Source organism: Enterobacter cloacae complex sp. GF14B, assembly GCF_004136805.1.
GTDB lineage: Bacteria > Pseudomonadota > Gammaproteobacteria > Enterobacterales > Enterobacteriaceae > Enterobacter > Enterobacter hormaechei_C.
Genome location: NZ_QFRV01000033.1, coordinates 23,578 through 41,810, shown reverse-complemented (window position 1 = coordinate 41,810; position 18,233 = coordinate 23,578). Strand labels below are relative to the sequence as shown.

At 54.0% G+C, this 18,233-nt stretch carries 18 protein-coding genes; 9 read left to right on the top strand and 9 right to left on the bottom strand.

The annotated features are described in order from the left end of the window. Positions 1 to 3: 3 nt before the first annotated feature. The 3 genes from ynfE to DD606_RS12690 all read right to left on the bottom strand — a co-directional run bounded on the left by ynfE (position 4) and on the right by DD606_RS12690 (position 3,835). Positions 4 to 2,442 carry a selenate/tellurate reductase subunit YnfE gene (gene ynfE, locus DD606_RS12700; protein WP_129258726.1) on the bottom strand — a complete coding sequence of 813 codons (2,439 nt, stop codon included), beginning with the start codon at positions 2,440 to 2,442 and terminating at the stop codon, positions 4 to 6. A gap of 130 nt (positions 2,443 to 2,572) precedes the next feature. Then, a complete protein-coding gene (locus DD606_RS12695; protein ID WP_003857424.1) occupies positions 2,573 to 2,878 on the bottom strand; it encodes a DUF1161 domain-containing protein in 306 nt (101 codons plus the stop codon). 102 nt (positions 2,879 to 2,980) lie between these two features. Continuing rightward, complete coding sequence (locus tag DD606_RS12690; RefSeq protein ID WP_003857421.1) at positions 2,981 to 3,835, bottom strand: benzoate transporter; 855 nt, start codon at positions 3,833 to 3,835, stop codon at positions 2,981 to 2,983. Positions 3,836 to 4,027: 192 nt separating this feature from the next. Here DD606_RS12690 and DD606_RS12685 point away from each other — a divergent pair, with 192 nt between their 5' ends. After that, the gene (locus DD606_RS12685; protein ID WP_048208723.1) at positions 4,028 to 4,738 is read left to right on the top strand and encodes a YnfC family lipoprotein; all 711 of its coding nucleotides are present in this window, start codon (positions 4,028 to 4,030) and stop codon (positions 4,736 to 4,738) included. A 17-nt stretch (positions 4,739 to 4,755) separates the two neighbouring features. Here DD606_RS12685 and speG read toward each other — a convergent pair whose 3' ends face one another. Continuing rightward, positions 4,756 to 5,316, bottom strand: coding sequence for a spermidine N1-acetyltransferase (speG, locus tag DD606_RS12680; RefSeq protein ID WP_003857416.1), 561 nt, complete (start codon positions 5,314 to 5,316; stop codon positions 4,756 to 4,758). Beyond that, complete coding sequence (locus DD606_RS12675) at positions 5,316 to 5,654, bottom strand: DUF1283 family protein (RefSeq protein WP_023300007.1); 339 nt, start codon at positions 5,652 to 5,654, stop codon at positions 5,316 to 5,318. The genes speG and DD606_RS12675 overlap by 1 nt, the downstream gene beginning before the upstream one ends. A gap of 150 nt (positions 5,655 to 5,804) precedes the next feature. Here DD606_RS12675 and DD606_RS12670 point away from each other — a divergent pair, with 150 nt between their 5' ends. The 5 genes from DD606_RS12670 to DD606_RS12650 all read left to right on the top strand — a co-directional run bounded on the left by DD606_RS12670 (position 5,805) and on the right by DD606_RS12650 (position 11,631). Continuing rightward, positions 5,805 to 6,131 (top strand): YnfA family protein, encoded by a 327-nt coding sequence (locus DD606_RS12670; protein ID WP_003857412.1) that lies wholly within the window; start codon positions 5,805 to 5,807, stop codon positions 6,129 to 6,131. Positions 6,132 to 6,242: 111 nt separating this feature from the next. After that, positions 6,243 to 7,457, top strand: a complete 1,215-nt coding sequence (manD, locus tag DD606_RS12665; protein ID WP_023314071.1) for a D-mannonate dehydratase ManD — start codon at positions 6,243 to 6,245, stop codon at positions 7,455 to 7,457. Between the two features lie 14 nt (positions 7,458 to 7,471). Beyond that, the gene (locus DD606_RS12660) at positions 7,472 to 8,491 is read left to right on the top strand and encodes a Zn-dependent oxidoreductase (RefSeq protein WP_003857408.1); all 1,020 of its coding nucleotides are present in this window, start codon (positions 7,472 to 7,474) and stop codon (positions 8,489 to 8,491) included. A 73-nt stretch (positions 8,492 to 8,564) separates the two neighbouring features. Next, positions 8,565 to 9,944, top strand: coding sequence for an MFS transporter (locus DD606_RS12655; protein WP_023314073.1), 1,380 nt, complete (start codon positions 8,565 to 8,567; stop codon positions 9,942 to 9,944). Between the two features lie 223 nt (positions 9,945 to 10,167). Next, positions 10,168 to 11,631, top strand: a complete 1,464-nt coding sequence (locus DD606_RS12650; RefSeq protein WP_129258724.1) for a mannitol dehydrogenase family protein — start codon at positions 10,168 to 10,170, stop codon at positions 11,629 to 11,631. 44 nt (positions 11,632 to 11,675) lie between these two features. Here the strand turns inward: DD606_RS12650 and ydfZ are convergent, their stop codons facing one another. After that, positions 11,676 to 11,879: a putative selenium delivery protein YdfZ gene (ydfZ, locus tag DD606_RS12645; protein WP_003857405.1), complete on the bottom strand. Its 204-nt coding sequence runs from the start codon at positions 11,877 to 11,879 to the stop codon at positions 11,676 to 11,678. 287 nt (positions 11,880 to 12,166) lie between these two features. Between ydfZ and DD606_RS12640 the strand changes: the two genes are divergently transcribed. Further along, positions 12,167 to 12,598 carry a universal stress protein gene (locus DD606_RS12640; protein WP_003857404.1) on the top strand — a complete coding sequence of 144 codons (432 nt, stop codon included), beginning with the start codon at positions 12,167 to 12,169 and terminating at the stop codon, positions 12,596 to 12,598. Positions 12,599 to 12,633: 35 nt separating this feature from the next. Here the strand turns inward: DD606_RS12640 and DD606_RS12635 are convergent, their stop codons facing one another. After that, positions 12,634 to 13,320: a GntR family transcriptional regulator gene (locus DD606_RS12635; protein ID WP_003857403.1), complete on the bottom strand. Its 687-nt coding sequence runs from the start codon at positions 13,318 to 13,320 to the stop codon at positions 12,634 to 12,636. A gap of 90 nt (positions 13,321 to 13,410) precedes the next feature. Next, the gene (gene ydfG, locus DD606_RS12630; RefSeq protein WP_003857402.1) at positions 13,411 to 14,157 is read right to left on the bottom strand and encodes a bifunctional NADP-dependent 3-hydroxy acid dehydrogenase/3-hydroxypropionate dehydrogenase YdfG; all 747 of its coding nucleotides are present in this window, start codon (positions 14,155 to 14,157) and stop codon (positions 13,411 to 13,413) included. Between the two features lie 143 nt (positions 14,158 to 14,300). On the opposite strand from ydfG, the gene dcp reads away from it, so the two are divergent. After that, on the top strand, positions 14,301 to 16,334 hold the full coding sequence (dcp, locus tag DD606_RS12625) for a peptidyl-dipeptidase Dcp (protein ID WP_058647846.1): 2,034 nt from the start codon (positions 14,301 to 14,303) through the stop codon (positions 16,332 to 16,334). A gap of 130 nt (positions 16,335 to 16,464) precedes the next feature. On the opposite strand, the gene DD606_RS12620 is transcribed toward dcp, so the two are convergent. Then, a complete protein-coding gene (locus DD606_RS12620; protein WP_032610216.1) occupies positions 16,465 to 17,256 on the bottom strand; it encodes a sulfite exporter TauE/SafE family protein in 792 nt (263 codons plus the stop codon). Positions 17,257 to 17,365: 109 nt separating this feature from the next. Here DD606_RS12620 and DD606_RS12615 point away from each other — a divergent pair, with 109 nt between their 5' ends. Continuing rightward, positions 17,366 to 18,169, top strand: a complete 804-nt coding sequence (locus DD606_RS12615) for a helix-turn-helix domain-containing protein (protein WP_023324585.1) — start codon at positions 17,366 to 17,368, stop codon at positions 18,167 to 18,169. Positions 18,170 to 18,233 lie beyond the last annotated feature (64 nt).

The following is an 18,233-nucleotide window of genomic DNA, read 5'->3' as shown; positions in this document are numbered from 1 at the left end:
TCCTTATGCCTTCTCGATCTGCACCAGGTTCGTGTGCTGCGGGTTGCCTTTCGCCAGCGGTGACGGGCGGTGCGTGGTCAGGGTATTGATGCAGGAGCCGTGATCGACACGATCGCCGTTCATGTTGGCGTCATGCCAGGCGCCCTGGCCCATCGCGCTTACGCCGGGCATGATGCGCGGGGTGACTTTCGCAGCAATGCGCACTTCGCCGCGGTCGTTGAAGACGCGCACCATATCCCCATTTTTGATATCTCGTTGCTCTGCATCCACAGGGTTAAGCCACACCTCCTGGCGACAGGCGGCCTGGAGCACATCTACGTTGCCGTAACTGGAGTGGGTACGGGCTTTAAAGTGGAAACCGAACAATTGCAGCGGGAATTTGCTGCGCTCGGGCGCGTCCCAGCCTTCAAAGGTTGAGGTATAGACCGGCAGCGGGGTGATGGTTTCGTCTTTTTGCAGTTCCCAGGTTGCCGCAATATCCGCCAGCTTGCTGGAGTAGATCTCGATTTTGCCCGACGGGGTTTTCAGCGGATTGGCATCCGGATCGTCACGGAATTTTTTATAGGCCACAAAATGTCCATTTGGATCTTTGCGCTTATAAATACCCATTTTTTTCAGCGCGTCGTAGGACGGCAGCAGCGGATCTTTGGCGACCATTTTGGCGTACAGGTAGCGCAGCCACTGCTCCTGCGTACGGCCTTCGGTGAATTTCTGATGGATATCCGGTCCGAGGCGTTTCGCCACTTCGCTCATGATCCAGTAAATGGGCTTGCGCTCGAACTTCGGGGCGGTAACCGGCTGGAGGAAAATCAGGTATCCCATGTTGCCGGCGTAATCGTTGGGGATGATATCTTCCTGCTCGACGGTCATCAGATCCGGCAGAACAATATCGGCATACTTCGCAGACGAGGTCATGAAGTTATCAATGACGACGATCGTTTCGCACTTGCTCTCATCCTGCAAAATGTCGTGAGTTTTGTTGATATCGGAGTGCTGGTTGATGATGGTATTACCCGCGTAGTTCCAGATGAACTTGATCGGCACATCGAGCTTATCTTTGCCGCGTACGCCGTCGCGCAGGGCGGTCATCTCCGGTCCACGCACGATGGCATCCGTCCAGCTGAAGCAGGAGATTTGCGTTTTCACCGGATTTTCCGGCAGCGGCATGCGTTCGATGGTGATGGTGTAGGTCGATTCGCGTGCGCCGCTGTTACCGCCGTTAATGCCGACGTTGCCGGTCAGGATCGGCAGCATGGCGATGGCGCGGGACGTTTGCTCCCCGTTTGCCTGACGCTGCGGGCCCCAGCCCTGGCAAATGTAGGCCGGTTTCGCCGAACCGATTTCACGGGCCAGCTTAATGATGCGTTCGGCAGGGATGCCCGTTATGCGAGACGCCCAATCCGGAGTTTTCGCGGTTTTGTCATCACCCTGGCCGAGAATATAGGCTTTGTAATGACCATTAGCTGGTGCGCCTTCCGGCAGGGTTTTTTCGTCATAACCCACGCAGTATTTATCGAGGAAAGGTTGATCGACAAGATTTTCATTAATCAGCACCCACGCAATACCTGCCACCAGCGCGGCATCGGTGCCCGGACGAATCGGGATCCACTCGTCTTCACGCCCTGCGGCAGTGTCGGTATAACGCGGATCGATAACGATCATCCGCGCGTTTGACCGTTCGCGCGCCTGCTCAAGGAAGTATGTGATCCCGCCGCCGCTCATGCGCGTTTCCGCCGGATTATTGCCGAACATCACCACCAGTTTGGTGTTTTCGATATCCGATGTGCTGTTGCCGTCGTTGCTGCCGTAGGTGTAGGGCATTGCGCAGGCGATCTGCGCGGTGCTGTAGGTACCGTAGTGGCTGAGGAAGCCGCCGTAGCAGTTCATCAGGCGCGCGACCAGCGAGGCGTAAGGGGAGGAACGGGTGATGTTGCCGCCTACAATTCCGGAGGAGTAGTTAATGTAGACCGCTTCGTTGCCGTATTTTTCGACCACGCTTTTCAGACTCGTGGCGATGGTGTCCAGCGCTTCTTCCCAGGTGATACGCTCAAACTTGCCTTCTCCGCGTTTGCCCACGCGTTTCATCGGATAGTTCAGACGGTCTGGGTGATTGATGCGACGGCGAATTGAACGGCCTCGCAGGCAGGCGCGAACCTGATGGTTGCCGTAAACATCCTCGCCGGTATTATCCGTTTCAACCCAATAGACTTCGTCATCGCGAACGTGCAGACGCAGCGCACAACGGCTACCGCAGTTTACCGAGCAGGCGCCCCAGACGACTTTGTCATCTGCGGGCTGAATAGCGGACTGCACAGCGGCGGCGGCGCTTTTTAGACCAAAAGGTAATGCGATCCCACCGGCGGCAAGCGCCAGAGATCCTATGGCAGTAGATTTAACCAGAGTTCGACGGCTTATCCCGCCGTGATGTTCAACTTCGGACATGACTCACCCCATCATTGTTAATAATTATTTTCACCCGTGACTACAACCGGGCTAATGATGGGGGGAGTGTTACTTATTTAGAGGTATTAAATATTAATCCTCGTCAAATCAGGGGAATTGAGTGGGAAAATCATTGCGGCTCAGCGGGCGCATTCTCCTGCGTACCTGCGCCGCTCACCGGGTAGTTGCCGCTACTGGTGCGGGTGTACAAAATTTTGAAAGTATCGTTGGCACAATGCCCAACGACCTGCGCATCCGGCTGATCGGCCTGATCGTTCGGGACGATGTTCAGGGTAAAGCCAGACTCCGGTACGCCGTTGTTGATAATCTTCTGCTGAATGTCGCTTTTCACGCGCTCGCAGGAATCCGGGGCCGCAAGAAGAGCGGGTGAAGCACTCATTAACAGCAGGGCGGTAATCCAGGGTAACCGTTTCATCTGTAGCTCCTTTTCACTGTGTAGACTGTAAGCATAGCAGGGCTAGGGTAAGCTTTTGTTTTTGGGTCTGTCTTTCTGAATTGTCCTGGAGCCCTGCCTGCGTCATAAAATAAATTGCGAATAATGGTGCTGATTGTCTACCAGATAAGAAGGCAGGGTGCGTTTTGATACCTCTTGCCTGACCAGTTTTCGGTCTCGTCCCCATATATCTTCGGCGTTGGTGATAACCTTCATAATATGTTCCGGGTTATTGAATTCCGGCAGATCGTATTCGGTATGAGAAATGGTAGACATTTTTTCGGAAATTCTTTCTGGGGTCATTACCCAGGAGAAATGCCAGCCGCCATCTTTCACAATCTTATTATTGATTTTTAGCCAGTTCCATTTAAACCATGACCAGTTTTTATCTTTGCGCGCACGCTTCCAGTTTCGGAAAGATTCAGGCTCACCGTGGAAGAAATGCTTAAGGTTGTAATAGGACGTCGCGCGCGGCAAGGTACATTTTCTCGGCGTACCATCCGTGTTGTGAACCTGGAGATTAAACTGATAGTTGAATACGTTTTGATGAATAGTCGTGCAGAGCGCGCGCGGATTAATGGCCCTGACCGTGTCGGGAGAGAAGATTTCGTCAACGTCTGACACCAGAATCAGATCGTCGTCTGCCGCGTCTTTTAACCCGTTCATAATGGAGTTGCGAAGCGCTGCTTCATTTGCCCATGCATCAACCTGGTTATTATCCGCCCGGTTTAAAATAGGCTGCGCGTCAAAAGGCACGTAAATGATTTTGTCTTTGAATTTGGCAAACTTCGTAATATCGAAATGCAATTCTCGCGGTATGCCCGTAAAAGAGTGTGTTGCTTCTACAATGACAAAACGGTCAACAACATCAGCGAGAGTATGTAATCTGATGTCGAGCAACATATCTTCGTCATAGTATAAAAAACAGTCGTAAATCATGATGTTAACCCGAAAATTTAAGAATCTAATTTTATAATAGTGTGGAATCTTCCGCGCCCAAAGTAGCCACTTTGGCAGGTCTCGTCAATGCAAACGACGGATTTATACAGCGCGAAGAGTCAAATGAAGTGCTGTTATGTAAGTTGCTGTATTTGCTAATATGATTGTATCTCTCTCTGAACGGTAAATGATGTGAACAAATACGCAGCGATAACGCTACTGGCAACGGTACTGGTGGGATGCGACAACAACACCGCGCCGCTGTCATTTACGCCAGAGATGGCGAGCTTTTCGAACGAGTTTGACTTTGATCCTCTGCGCGGGCCGGTGAAGGATTTTACCCAGACGCTATTCAACGATAAGGGTGAAGTCTCTAAACGTGTGACCGGCACGATGTCAACGGAAGGGTGTTTCGATACGCTTGAACTGCACGATCTCGAAGCGAATACGGGCGTTGCGCTGGTGCTGGATGCTAACTACTACGTCGATGCGGAAACCCAGCAGCAGAAGGTAAAGTTGCAGGGGAAATGCCAGCTGGCGGAACTGCCGTCTGCCGGCCTGACGTGGGACACCGACGATAACGGGTTTGTGGTTGCAGCGCACAGTAAAGAGATGGAAGTGAAGTACCAGTATGACGCCGACGGCTACCCGCTGGGTAAAACTACGGTTTCCGGCGACCAGCGTTTATCGGTCAAGTCGGTGCCTTCGAAAGATCTGCGCAAGCGCATGGATTATACGGCGGTAAGCCTGTTGAACGATAAACCGATGGGCAATGTAAAGCAGAGCTGTGATTACGATCGCCACAACAACCCGGTGAACTGTGAGCTGCTGATAACAGATGACAGCGTCAAACCTGCCGTTGAGCGCAAGTACACCATCAAAAACAGCATTGAATATTATTGAGAATAAAACCGCGCAGGTTACTGCGCGGTGGGTTTAAGCAGGCTGGCGGAGGAGGACTTATGCCCGGCCAGATGCTGATGCTGGAAAATGCACATGCGTATGGTGTTACGGTATTCGCCGTTAATAAAGAACTCATGGATCAGTTCACCTTCCACCATAAAGCCCAGCTTACGGTAGATATGAATCGCTTTTTCGTTCTCTTTGTCGACGATAAGGTAAAGCTTGTAGAGATTCAGGACGTTAAACCCGTAATCCATCGCCAGCTTTGCCGCTCGCGACGCAAGACCTTTCCCCTGGTGCTCCGGTGAGATAATGATCTGAAATTCCGCCCGACGGTGAACGTGGTTGATCTCAACCAGTTCAACCAGCCCGGCTTTTTCACCTTCGCACTCCACCACAAACCGGCGTTCACTCTGATCGTGGATATGCTTATCGTAGAGATCGGACAGCTCGACAAACGCCTCATAAGGCTCTTCAAACCAGTAGCGCATCACGCTGGCATTGTTGTCGAGCTGGTGAACAAAGCGTAAATCTTCGCGCTCCAGCGGACGGAGCTTAACGTCACACGGCGTCGACATTACGGTGCTACCGTGCGGCCAGTGCGACGATCGAGACAGCGCAGGGTGTTAGGCTCCCAGTAAGCGTTGACGTTGGCACTTTGCTGGCATTTGTCGCGGGCATCAAACGCGACGTCTTCTTTATCCCACTCTTTCTCCACGCGCTTATTCACTTTCTGACGCAGGCTGCGGGTGTCATTCCATTGTTCTTTGTCCATGGCAGCATTCTGGCGGCTTTGCGCGCTGTCACCAGACTCAATGATGAGTTTGCTGGTTTCGGCTGATGCCGTTGCGGCGAAGGCGAACGAGGACAGTGCCAGTGCGGCTGTCAGACAAAGGCGTTTGCTTAATGTAGTCATAGCGTTTCCTTTAAACGGGTGCAGAGAATCGGATTACCCCGTTGGATTCTACACCAATCCGAAAGGGTGTCATACCCGCGCGGCAGGTATGGGAACGATGTGAACATTATCGCGTATGATGTCTAAATCAATCCTCACGAAACGAGAAAAATGTTCAAAACGACGCTGCTTTTTTTCGCGACCGCGCTGTGCGAAATCATCGGATGCTTTTTGCCGTGGCTCTGGCTAAAGCGGGGCGCTTCCGCGCTGCTGCTGATCCCGGCGGGTGTGTCCCTGGCCCTTTTTGTCTGGCTGCTCACCCTGCATCCGGCCGCCAGCGGGAGGGTATATGCGGCCTACGGCGGAGTGTACGTCTGTACCGCGCTGCTGTGGCTGCGCGTTGTCGATGGCGTCCGGCTAAGCCTGTATGACTGGGCAGGCGCGCTGATTGCCCTGTGCGGCATGTTGATCATCGTGGCCGGTTGGGGACGCGCATAAGCGTCCTTATAGTGTGATCGCCCGCTGATTTTACGATCATTATACTTGTATGGTAGTAGTGTAGTTGCGTAAATTTCCTGCATCACAACGAGCGATGTAAGGAAATGGATTATGAAGATTGTCGGGGCTGAAGTATTTGTCACCTGCCCGGGGCGTAACTTTGTCACCCTTAAAATTACGACCGATGAAGGCATTGTCGGCCTGGGTGATGCCACGCTTAACGGACGTGAACTTTCCGTTGCCTCTTACCTGAAAGATCACCTGTGCCCTCAGCTGATTGGCCGCGATGCGCACCGCATCGAAGATATCTGGCAGTTCTTCTATAAAGGCGCTTACTGGCGTCGTGGTCCGGTCACCATGTCAGCGATTTCTGCCGTGGATATGGCGCTATGGGACATTAAGGCGAAAGCCGCGAACATGCCGCTCTATCAGCTTCTGGGCGGGGCTTCCCGGGAAGGGGTGATGGTTTATTGTCACACCACCGGGCACACCATTGACGACGTGCTGGAAGATTATGCCCGTCATAAAGAGATGGGCTTCAAGGCAATTCGCGTGCAGTGCGGCGTGCCGGGAATGAAAACCACCTACGGCATGGCCAAAGGCAAAGGGCTGGCGTATGAACCTGCGACCAAGGGCGCTTGGCCGGAAGAGCAGCTGTGGTCCACCGAGAAATACCTCGACTTCACGCCCAAACTGTTCGACGCAGTGCGCAGCCAGTTCGGTTTCAGTGAACATCTCCTTCACGACATGCACCACCGTCTGACGCCCATCGAAGCGGCGCGGTTCGGCAAAAGTATTGAAGATTACCGCCTGTTCTGGATGGAAGATCCGACTCCCGCTGAAAACCAGGAGTGTTTCCGCCTGATCCGCCAGCACACCGTCACGCCAATTGCGGTGGGGGAAGTGTTCAACAGCATCTGGGACTGCAAGCAGCTGATTGAAGAGCAGCTCATTGACTATATCCGCGCCACCATAACCCATGCGGGCGGCATCACCGGGATGCGTCGCATTGCGGACTTTGCCTCACTCTACCAGGTGCGTACCGGCTCACACGGCCCGTCGGATCTGTCGCCGATTTGCCACGCCGCGGCGCTGCATTTTGACCTGTGGGTACCGAACTTTGGTGTGCAGGAGTATATGGGTTATTCAGAGCAGATGCTGGAAGTGTTCCCGCACAGCTGGCGCTTCGATAACGGCTATATGCACCCGGGCGACAAGCCAGGGCTGGGCATTGAGTTTGATGAGAAGCTGGCAGCGAAATACCCGTACGATCCGGCTTATCTGCCGGTGGCCCGTCTGGAAGACGGCACTCTCTGGAACTGGTAAACGAGGAGCGAATGATGAAAAGCGTAGTGATCCAACAGCCGAATGCGCTGGAGATTGAGGAACGTCCTCTCCCGTTGCCGGGGGCAGGCGACGTCCGCGTCAAAATTAAGCTCGCCGGTATCTGCGGTTCAGACAGCCATATCTATCGCGGGCATAACCCGTTTGCAAAATATCCGCGGGTAATCGGTCACGAATTCTTTGGCGAAATAGACGCGGTTGGCGAAGGCGTGGAGGGCACCCGACTCGGCCAGCGCGTTTCGGTGGATCCGGTGATCAGCTGCGGGCACTGTTACCCCTGTTCCGTCGGAAAACCGAACGTTTGCACCTCGCTGGTGGTGCTGGGCGTCCATCGCGACGGTGGTTTCAGCGAATACGCCGTCGTGCCGGCGAAAAATGCCTGGCACATTCCGGATGCGATCCCTGACAAACACGCGGTGATGGTTGAGCCATTCACCATTGCCGCCAACGTGACGGGGCAGGCGAAACCCACCGAACAGGACGTGGCGCTGATCTACGGCGCAGGCCCGATGGGGCTGGTCACCGTGCAGGCGCTGAAGGGCGTTTACAAGGTGAAGCAGGTCATCGTGGTAGATCGCATTGATGAGCGGCTGGAGATGGCGCAACGCAGCGGCGCAGACTGGGTCTTCAACAACGGCGAGCAGTCGTTACAGACTGCGCTGGATGAAAAAGGCATCAAGCCGACATTAATCATCGATGCTGCCTGTCATCCGTCCATTTTGCAGGAAGCGATTACGCTGGCGTCTCCGGCGGCGCGCATCGTGCTGATGGGATTTTCCAGCGACCCGAGCCAGATCGTGCAGCAGGGGATCACCGGCAAAGAGCTGTCGATCTTCTCTTCGCGCCTGAATGCCAACAAATTCCCGGTGGTCATTGACTGGCTGGAAAAAGGGCTGATCGACCCTGAAAAACTGGTCACCCATACATTTGACTATCACCACGTTACAGACGCCATCGAACTGTTTGAAAAAGACCAGCGGCAGTGCTGCAAAGTCTTGCTCACGTTCGACCAATAATAATTCACGCGGTAAAGAGCCTGCGAAGACAGGCTCTAAGTGGTACGCATCTTACCTTTCAGAGATAGCCATTATGACTCAAGCACAACCTCAAAGAAGTACGTCAGATTTGGTGAAAGCCGCCGTATCTGGCTGGCTGGGCACCGCCCTGGAATTTATGGATTTCCAGCTCTACTCCCTTGGCGCCGCGCTGGTGTTTCATGAAATTTTCTTCCCTGAGCAATCGGCGGCCATGGCGCTGATCCTGGCGATGGGCACCTACGGCGCAGGCTACATCGCGCGTATCGTCGGGGCATTTATCTTCGGCAGAATGGGCGACAGAATTGGCCGTAAAAAAGTGCTGTTTATCACCATCACCATGATGGGGATCTGCACCACCTTAATCGGCGTGCTGCCGACCTACGCGCAGATCGGGATTTTCGCACCGGTGCTGCTGGTGACGCTGCGTATTATTCAGGGGCTGGGCGCGGGGGCAGAAATCTCCGGTGCGGGCACCATGCTGGCGGAGTACGCGCCGAAGGGTAAACGCGGCATCATCTCCTCGCTGGTGGCCATGGGCACCAACTGCGGAACGCTGAGCGCCACGGCGATCTGGGCCGTGATGTTCTTTGCCCTCGATCGTGAAGAACTTATTGCCTGGGGCTGGCGCGTGCCATTCCTCGCCAGCGTGGTGGTGATGATCTTCGCCATCTGGCTGCGTATGAACCTTAAAGAGAGCCCGGTGTTTGAGAAGGTTAACGACGCCGAAACCGTTGCGCCAGCGGCGGCGCAGGATACCTCATTAGGCGCGATGTTTAAGAGCAAATCGTTCTGGCTGGCGACGGGGCTGCGCTTTGGCCAGGCCGGTAACTCTGGGCTTATCCAGACCTTCCTTGCCGGGTATCTGGTGCAGACGCTGTTATTTGATAAGGCGATCCCAACCGATGCGCTGATGATCAGTTCGATTCTCGGCTTCCTCACCATTCCGCTGCTGGGCTGGCTGTCCGATAAAGTGGGGCGCCGTCTGCCGTATATCATCCTTAACATTTCAGCCATTATTCTGGCTTACCCGATGCTGTCGATTATTGTTGATAAGAGTTACGCGCCGGGCGTGATTATGCTCTCTATCATCGTTATTCATAACTTTGCGGTCCTCGGGCTGTTTGCGCTGGAAAACATCACCATGGCAGAGATGTTTGGTTCGCGGAACCGCTTTACCCGCATGGCAATCTCGAAAGAGGCGGGAGGGCTGGTGGCCGTAGGCTTTGGTCCGGTGCTGGCGGGGATCTTCTGCAATATGACCGGGTCCTGGTGGCCAATTGTGGCGATGCTGGTGGCGTACTCGCTGATTGGGCTGGTCTCCGCTTTGCTGATGCCGGAAGTGCGCGACCGCGATCTGAGTGAAGCCGAAGATGCAGCCGAAGCGCCGCATAAAGAAGCGGTAGCCTACGGCGCGCTCTCTTCACGCCGCTAGTGGTTTACATCTTGTGTTACCTGTCACACAACTTTTTACTGATGTCACACCACATGGCGAAAAGTTAATGTAAATCAAGATCTGAAAACGACGTATCAGTATGGTTAATGGCAGCGTTTTTTGACTCCGACTGCCATTCTAGTTGGTGTAGTCAGCAGGCGCTGCCGCTCTGAAAAGGAAGCGGCAGCGGATCACAGCGTTCATTAATTAACGAGTCTCAATCATGGAAAACCAGTTATTACAGGCGAAGGCAACGCGTCCTCAGTACGATCGCGACAGCCTCAAGGCACGCATTGTTCATTTAGGGTTTGGCGCGTTCCACCGCGCGCACCAGGCGGTGTACACCGATATACTCGCCGCAGAACAGGGCAGCGACTGGGGTTACTGCGAAGTTAACCTGATTGGCGGCGAACAGCAGATCGCCGATCTGAAGGCACAGGATAACCTTTATACCGTAGCAGAGATGTCTGCCGATGCGTGGACAGCGCGCGTGGTCGGCGTCGTCAAAAACGCGCTGCATGCGCAGGTCGACGGGCTGGAAACCGTGTTGGCGGCGCTGTGCGAGCCACAGGTCGCCATTGTTTCCCTGACCATCACCGAGAAAGGGTATTGCCATTCCCCGGCAACAGGACAACTGATGTTCGATCATCCGTTAATCGTTGCCGACCTGCAAAACCCCCATCAGCCGAAATCTGCGCCGGGCGTCGTGGTTGAAGCGTTGGCGCGGCGTAAGGCGGCGGGGCTGCCAGCATTCAGCGTGATGTCATGCGATAACATGCCGGAGAACGGCCACGTGATGCGCAATGTCACCTGCGCCTACGCGCGCGCTGTTGACGGCGAACTGGCCGACTGGATTGAAGCGAACGTCACCTTCCCGTCAACCATGGTGGACCGTATTGTGCCCGCCGTCACGGCTGACACGCTGGATAAAATCGAACAGCTGACCGGCGTACGCGATCCGGCAGGTGTCGCCTGCGAGCCGTTCCGCCAGTGGGTGGTGGAAGATAATTTCGTCGCCGGACGTCCAAAGTGGGAAAAGGCCGGTGCGGAACTGGTTTCTGATGTCATTCCGTTTGAAGAGATGAAGCTGCGAATGCTTAACGGCAGCCACTCGTTCCTGGCCTATCTCGGCTACCTTGCCGGTTATCAGCACATTAACGACTGCATGGAAGATGAACATTATCGCGCAGCCGCGCATGCGCTGATGCTGAAAGAGCAGGCGCCGACTCTGAAAGTAAAGGGGGTGGATTTAGCTCACTATGCTGACCTGTTGATCGCGCGCTACAGCAATCCGGCCCTGCGTCACCGCACCTGGCAAATCGCCATGGACGGTAGCCAGAAATTGCCGCAGCGGATGCTCGATTCCGTGCGCTGGCACCTGGTCCACCAGAAACCCTTCCCGCTGCTGGCCCTCGGTGTGGCGGGCTGGATGCGTTATGTCGGCGGTGTGGATGAGCAGGGTAACCCGATTGAGGTGAGTGACCCGCAGCTGGCGGTGATTCAGGCGGCGGTAAACGGTAGCGCTGAAGGCGAAAGCCGCGTTAATGCGCTGTTGGGCATTGAGGCTATTTTCGGTAACGAGCTGCCGAAGGACGCGGTGTTTGTGGCGTCGGTCATGCATGCTTATCAGACGTTGCTGCAAAAAGGCGCGAAGGCCACGGTTGCTGAGTACGCCACCCGGCTTTAACGCTATGACATGCCGCCGTCCGCGGCGGCATGTCGGGGCGCAGCTTAGTGCATCCCCAGGCGAATCAGCTCAATCGGTTCGAACTTACCTTCGCATCCTTCCACTTCAACCGTTTTACCACGACGCACCTGCTCGGCATTAAGGCCGTCGCTGTGGATCGCTTTAATCACGCCGAACTGACCTGTGCCGCTAATCATGACGCGGCTGCCAGTGGTGATTGCATTTCGGTTACGGTCGTATGTCATCATGGTATTTTCTCCTCTCGTACTTATCCGCTACGGCGCTAATTCGACGGCTGCCGTTCACGGGGCACTATTAATACGCCTCTCTTTAACGAAATTATTTGCTTTTGATCAAGCTCACACTTTTTTCTTATTTCATGCAGGCGTTGACGGTTAAGGACACCACTTTACAAAGCGGACAGTTATTTTCCTTAATTGATAGTTTCCGGATGCAAGTGTTTAGGCTTTGTTTATATCCACAATGTCATTCTGGAGACAGAAAATAACCCTTCATCGGAAAAGGAGTCAGGCTTATGTATAAGAAAATTTTGATGCCTGTTGACGTGTTTGAAATGGATTTGAGCGATAAAGCGGTACGCCATGCGGTCAACCTCGCGAAGGCGGAAGGCGCGACGATCACCCTGGTCAACATTCTCCCTAACAGCAGCCGTTCGTTACTGCGGGGGTTCAATGCCGATATTAAGAAGTTCGAAGAGTATATGACCGCCGAGTCTGATAAGAAGATGAAGGCGCTGAAACGGCTCTTTGATATGTCCCCGGAAAATATTGATTGTGAAGTTCGCTTCGGCAACGTACGCGATGAAATCATCAAGCTCAGCAAAGAGGGGAAATATGACGTTATTGTTATTGGATCAAGAAACCCGAGCATGACAACCCATCTGCTGGGTTCAAATGCTGAAACTATCCTGCGCTACGCCACTATTCCAGTATTAGTGGTCCGCTAATTACTTCGCCGCAACCGAAAGGGGGCGGCGAGGTTTTATTCTTCGCTGAACCACTCGCGGTTTTCCTGACGAATTAACTGAACTGACTCACTAATTTCCTGAAGGTGAAGCGTCATCGCTTTATCTACGGCTTCCACGTCGCGTTTTTCCAGCGCGCTGAAAATATCATGATGCTGGCGCAGCAACATCTCTGGCGGAGAAACATGGTCGAGGCTCATGTAGCGCACGCGGTCGATGGTCGCTTTGATGTTTTCAACGGTATCCCACGCGAGCTGGCACTCGGCGATCTGCGCCAGTTTTTGGTGAAACTCGTCGTCCAGCTGGAAAAAGTCGTTTAACTGTTTGCGGTCGATGGCGATTCGTTGCTGATGCAGGTTTTGCTCCAGCAGGTAGCACTGGTTATCGTTGATGAGCGACGCGGCGCGACGCACCACGGCGCACTCGATGGCCTGGCGAACAAAACAGCCATTCCGTACCTGCGAAAGCGAAATTTTATTTACATAGCTGCCGCGCTGTGGGCGGATCTGAATAAGTCCGTTTTCTGCGAGTTTAATAAACGCCTCGCGCACGGGCTGACGGGAAACGTCAAAACGTACCGAAACCTCTTTTTCTGAGAGTGGCGTTCCCGGTGGGATCAGGCAGCGAACAATATCACGGCGTAAGATGCGATATATTTGCTGATTAACGGGCTGGGTAGGATTAAGTTGCGATTCAGCGGCCATGGGTTGTGATTTCTCAGAGAGTTAACCTGAACATACTACCATTCTTTTCCCTGCCATCACATACCCGGCCCGCAGGCCGGGAAGGGTGAATTACCCGCGATGCACGCTGAGTCCGGCATAGGTCTGGCTGACGGGCATCATCTCAACCGTGTTGATGTTGACATGCTTCGGCAAATTCGCGACCCACCAGACGGTTTCGGTGATATCTTCCGGCGTCAGCGCATTCGCGTTTTCATAGGTTTTATCCGCTTTCGCGTCATCGCCTTTGAAACGCACGTTGGAGAATTCGGTTCCGCCTACCAGACCCGGTTCAACATCGGTCACGCGGATCGCGGTTCCGTGCAGGTCGGTGCGCAGGTTCAGACTGAACTGGCGGACAAAGGCTTTGGTCGCGCCATAGACGTTGCCGCCCGCGTAAGGCCAGCTTCCGGCGGTGGAACCGATGTTAATGATATGACCACGGTTACGTTCAACCATGCCCGGCAGCACGGCGCGGGTCATGTACACCAGGCCTTTGTTGTTGGTGTCGATCATGTTCTCCCAGTCTTCCACGCTGGCTTTGTGAGCAGGCTCCATACCCAGCGCCAGGCCAGCGTTATTGACCAGCACGTCAATTTCACGCCATTCGGCAGGCAGGTTGGCAATCATCTCTTCAATGACGGCGCGGTTGCGGACGTCCAGCTGTGCGGTCAGAATGCTGTCACCCAGCTCGTCTTTTAGCTCCTGCAAACGCTCCTGACGACGCCCCGTTGCAATCACTTTGTGTCCGTTGGCGACGAAGCGACGCGTGATGCTTTCACCAAAACCCGCTGTCGCCCCGGTAACTAAAATAATCATCTCACTGTTCCTCAACGCTTTTTGTGTTGTACTAACATAGCACGCTCTCCGGCACGTCGTTAAGGCAACATTTGTATGACGCCATTGCAGGCTGGCGCAGGCTGGCCTACTCTGGGGAGAAATACCGTGCACAGGAGTAAACGATGTCGGTCAACAATCCTTTTTTTGAAATTAGCCTGTTGCCTTATCAGGCGCCACGTTTTGATGCGATCAACGACAGCCATTATCGCCCGGCGTTTGATGAAGCAATGCGCCTGAAGCGTGCAGACATTGACGCGATTATCGCGCAGCGCGCCGCGCCGGACTTCGATAACACCGTGCTGGCGCTTGAAAAAAGCGGGGCCATGCTGTCGCGCGTGAGCAGCGTATTCTTCGCCATGACGTCCGCACACACCAACGATTATCTTCAGGCACTGGACGAGCAGTTCTCCACCGAACTGGCCGGGCTGGCGAACGATATCTGGCTAAACGATACGCTTTTCGCCCGCGTGGAAGCCGTCTGGCAGGATCGCGAGGCGCTGGATGCCGAATCCCGCCGACTGACGGAGGAGACGTATCAGCACTTTGTTCTTGCGGGCGCGCGTCTGAACGCCGATGAAAAAGCCGAGCTGAAATCTCTGAATACCGAAGCCGCCACCCTGACCAGCCAGTTCAACCAGCGCCTGCTCGCGGCGAATAAGGCGGGAGGGCTGGTGGTGGACGATGTTCACCAGCTTGACGGGCTCAGTGCGGAGGAGATGGCTGCCGCGGCTCACGCTGCCGCAGAAAAAGGGCTGAAGGAACGCTGGCTGATCCCGCTTTTGAATACCACGCAACAGCCCGCGCTGGCGGCGCTGGCGTTGCGCGAGACCCGTAAAAAGTTGTTCAGCGCGGGCTGGGAACGCACTCAGAAAGGCGACGAAAACGATACGCGCGAGCTGATCCGTCGGCTTACCGCGTTACGGGCAAGACAGGCGCAGCTGCTCGGCTTTGACAACTATGCGAGCTGGAGCATTGCCGATCAAATGGCGAAAACGCCGGAAGCCGCGCTCGAATTCATGCGCGGAATAGTGCCTGCGGCGCGCGGCAGGGCTGCGCTGGAGCAGGCGGATATTCAGAAAGTCATCGACGACGAGCAGGGCGGTTTTACGGTGCAGGCCTGGGACTGGGCGTTTTATGCCGAACGCGTGCGCTCAGCGAAATACGCGCTGGATGAGTCGCAGATCAAACCCTATTTCGCGCTCAATACCGTGCTTGAAGATGGCGTATTCTGGACCGCCACGCAGCTGTTCGGTATCCGTTTTGTCGAGCGTTTCGATATTCCGGTTTATCACCCGGATGTTCGCGTGTGGGAGATTTTCGACCATACGGGTGAAGGCATGGCGCTGTTCTATGGCGACTTTTTCGCGCGTGATTCCAAAGCGGGCGGTGCGTGGATGGGGAATTTTGTTGAGCAGTCTTACGAGTTTGCTGCGCGTCCGGTGATTTATAACGTCTGCAACTATCAAAAACCGGCGAACGGGCAAACCGCGCTGATCTCCTGGGATGATGTGATTACCCTGTTCCACGAGTTTGGCCATACCCTGCATGGTCTGTTTGCCAGCCAGCGCTATGCCACGCTTTCAGGCACCAACACGCCGCGTGATTTCGTTGAATTTCCGTCGCAGATCAATGAACACTGGGCCAGCCATCCGCAGGTGTTTGCGCACTTTGCTCGTCATTATCAAACCGGCGAACCGATGCCGGATGCGCTGCGGGAAAAAATGCTCAATGCGACCCAGTTTAACAAGGGTTATGACATGACGGAGCTATTGAGCGCCGCGCTGCTGGATATGAACTGGCACGGCATTCAGGAGCCCGTTGAAGACGTGGAAGCCTTTGAAGCCGCCGCGTTGAAAAAAGAGGGGTTGGATCTTCCAGCCGTACCGCCGCGCTATCGCAGCAGCTATTTCGCCCATATCTTCGGCGGCGGGTACGCGGCGGGGTATTACGCTTACCTGTGGACGCAAATGCTGGCGGACGATGGCTATCAGTGGTTTGTCGAGCAGGGTGGTTTGACCCGCGAAAACGGACAGACATTCCGCGAGGCGATTTTGTCCCGCGGCAACAGCACTGATCTAGCTGAACTTTACCGGAACTGGCGCGGGCACGATCCGAAGATCGAACCGATGCTGGAGAATCGCGGATTGAGTGCGTAAGGCTTTTTTAGTGTGTAAACAGAACCGGGCGCGAGGCCCGGTTTTTTGTACGCTTTGGTCCGCTTTGTGTCTGAAAGGTACATTGAGACAGGTATAATTACGGGCCATTAGTCGCTGCGATAAAAGAGGGTTACTGAAATAGCATCGCCAGTAACACCAGGAACAGCAGCATGACATAGATTCGTGCGTGCCAAATATCAGGTACAGCAGGTATAACCCGACGGCTAAAAACTATTCCTGCCCAGCCTGTTAGTACCAACATACCTAAAATTTTCAGGTTGATAAAACCGAGAAATCCATTCACAGGAATAGTTTGCCAGCCAATAACTGCATACGTCACGGCACCACATAGCGCGACGGGCAGGGAAAGCGGATTAGAAGCACTAATGCATTCACGCATCGCATAACCATGGCGCCGTAACAGGGGTACCGTCATTACGCTTCCGCCCACGCCAAGCAATGCGGCTATCATACCAATGGTCACTCCGCCGCCCGTTACTACAGGAAATGACAAGCGACGCAGAGAACTTCCTCCGAGAAAACCCTTACGCAACAAACAATCGCTGATTGTTGCCAGCATGTAGAAAATGAACAGCGCGCGAACAACACTCTCACTAAATATTCCTGCCAGACAGGAACCCACGATAGCCCCAATGGCTATAAACCATAGTAACGGGAATAACATTTGCGATGAAAGCTCGCAAGCTCGCCAGTTTCGATAGGTGACCCAGCCCGCGTTAAATATCATCACCGATGTAGAGGTAGCAACCGCGATATGCATGGCGTTTAGTGCCAGTTCGGTCTGCCGTAGCATTAGTTGATAAACGAATGGTACTACGACAAAGCCGCCGCCAAAGCCAAAAAGCACGGTGGTAATACCGGTAGTAAAGCCTGCCAACGCAATGATTGCGATATCATTCAAAATCATACCCTCGACCTGAAAATGATTTCGCAGCTTATACCGGTAGCGTCCTGCTTCCCATTAGCGCCGCGCTCAATTACCTTTGTAAATCGGTCATAAGGAGACGGGTGTGCGCAACGTAAAGATTGAAGAGGTCGAGCAGCTAGATCGTGAAGTGGTAGCGATAGGCAATGACTATGTGCAGGGATTTATGCTGCCACAGCACAAACATCGCCGCGCGCAGCTGCTATATGGCGCGACCGGATTAATGCATGTCATAACCCAGGATGGAGAGTGGATTGTTCCTCCACAACATGCTGTTTGGATCCCACCCGAAACTATGCACGCCGTCAAATTTGTTGGCGTGACTACTCGCAGTCTGTATATAGAACCAGATTTCGTGAATGCCTTCTTAAAATATCCTCGTTGTGAAGTTATTAGCGTATCGCCATTATTACGTCAGCTATTGCTTGAGTCAGTGGATTTACCGCCACTGTATGAAAGCACGCGTGACCGTGCACTGATAAATCTGATGATATTGGAGCTGGCGGCTATGCCGGTTCGCGAATTCGATATTCCGCTGCCGCAACATCCGGCCCTACTGGCTCTTTGTCAGGCGTTTTTACTCAATCCCTCAATCCATGATCCAGCAGAGCGCTGGGCAAATGCGCTGTTCATGAGCGACAGCACCTTTCGTCGCCATTTCCTTACGCAAATGGGCATGTCATTTTCTGTCTGGCGCCAACGAGCATGCGTGGTTAGCGCGCTGGCATTGTTGATAACGGGAAAACCCGTAAATGAAGTAGCCTTGACTCTTGGATACGATAATGCATCATCCTTCGCAACGATGTTCCGCCGTGTCACAGGACAGCCACCTTCGTATTATCACCCGGCATTATTCAAAAAGTTCCACGGGACAGGGCACCGATCATAGCGTCAGCTATGTACCAGCTAAAGACGCTGCCACGTCAAATTCTTTAATTCATGAGAAGGGTTAA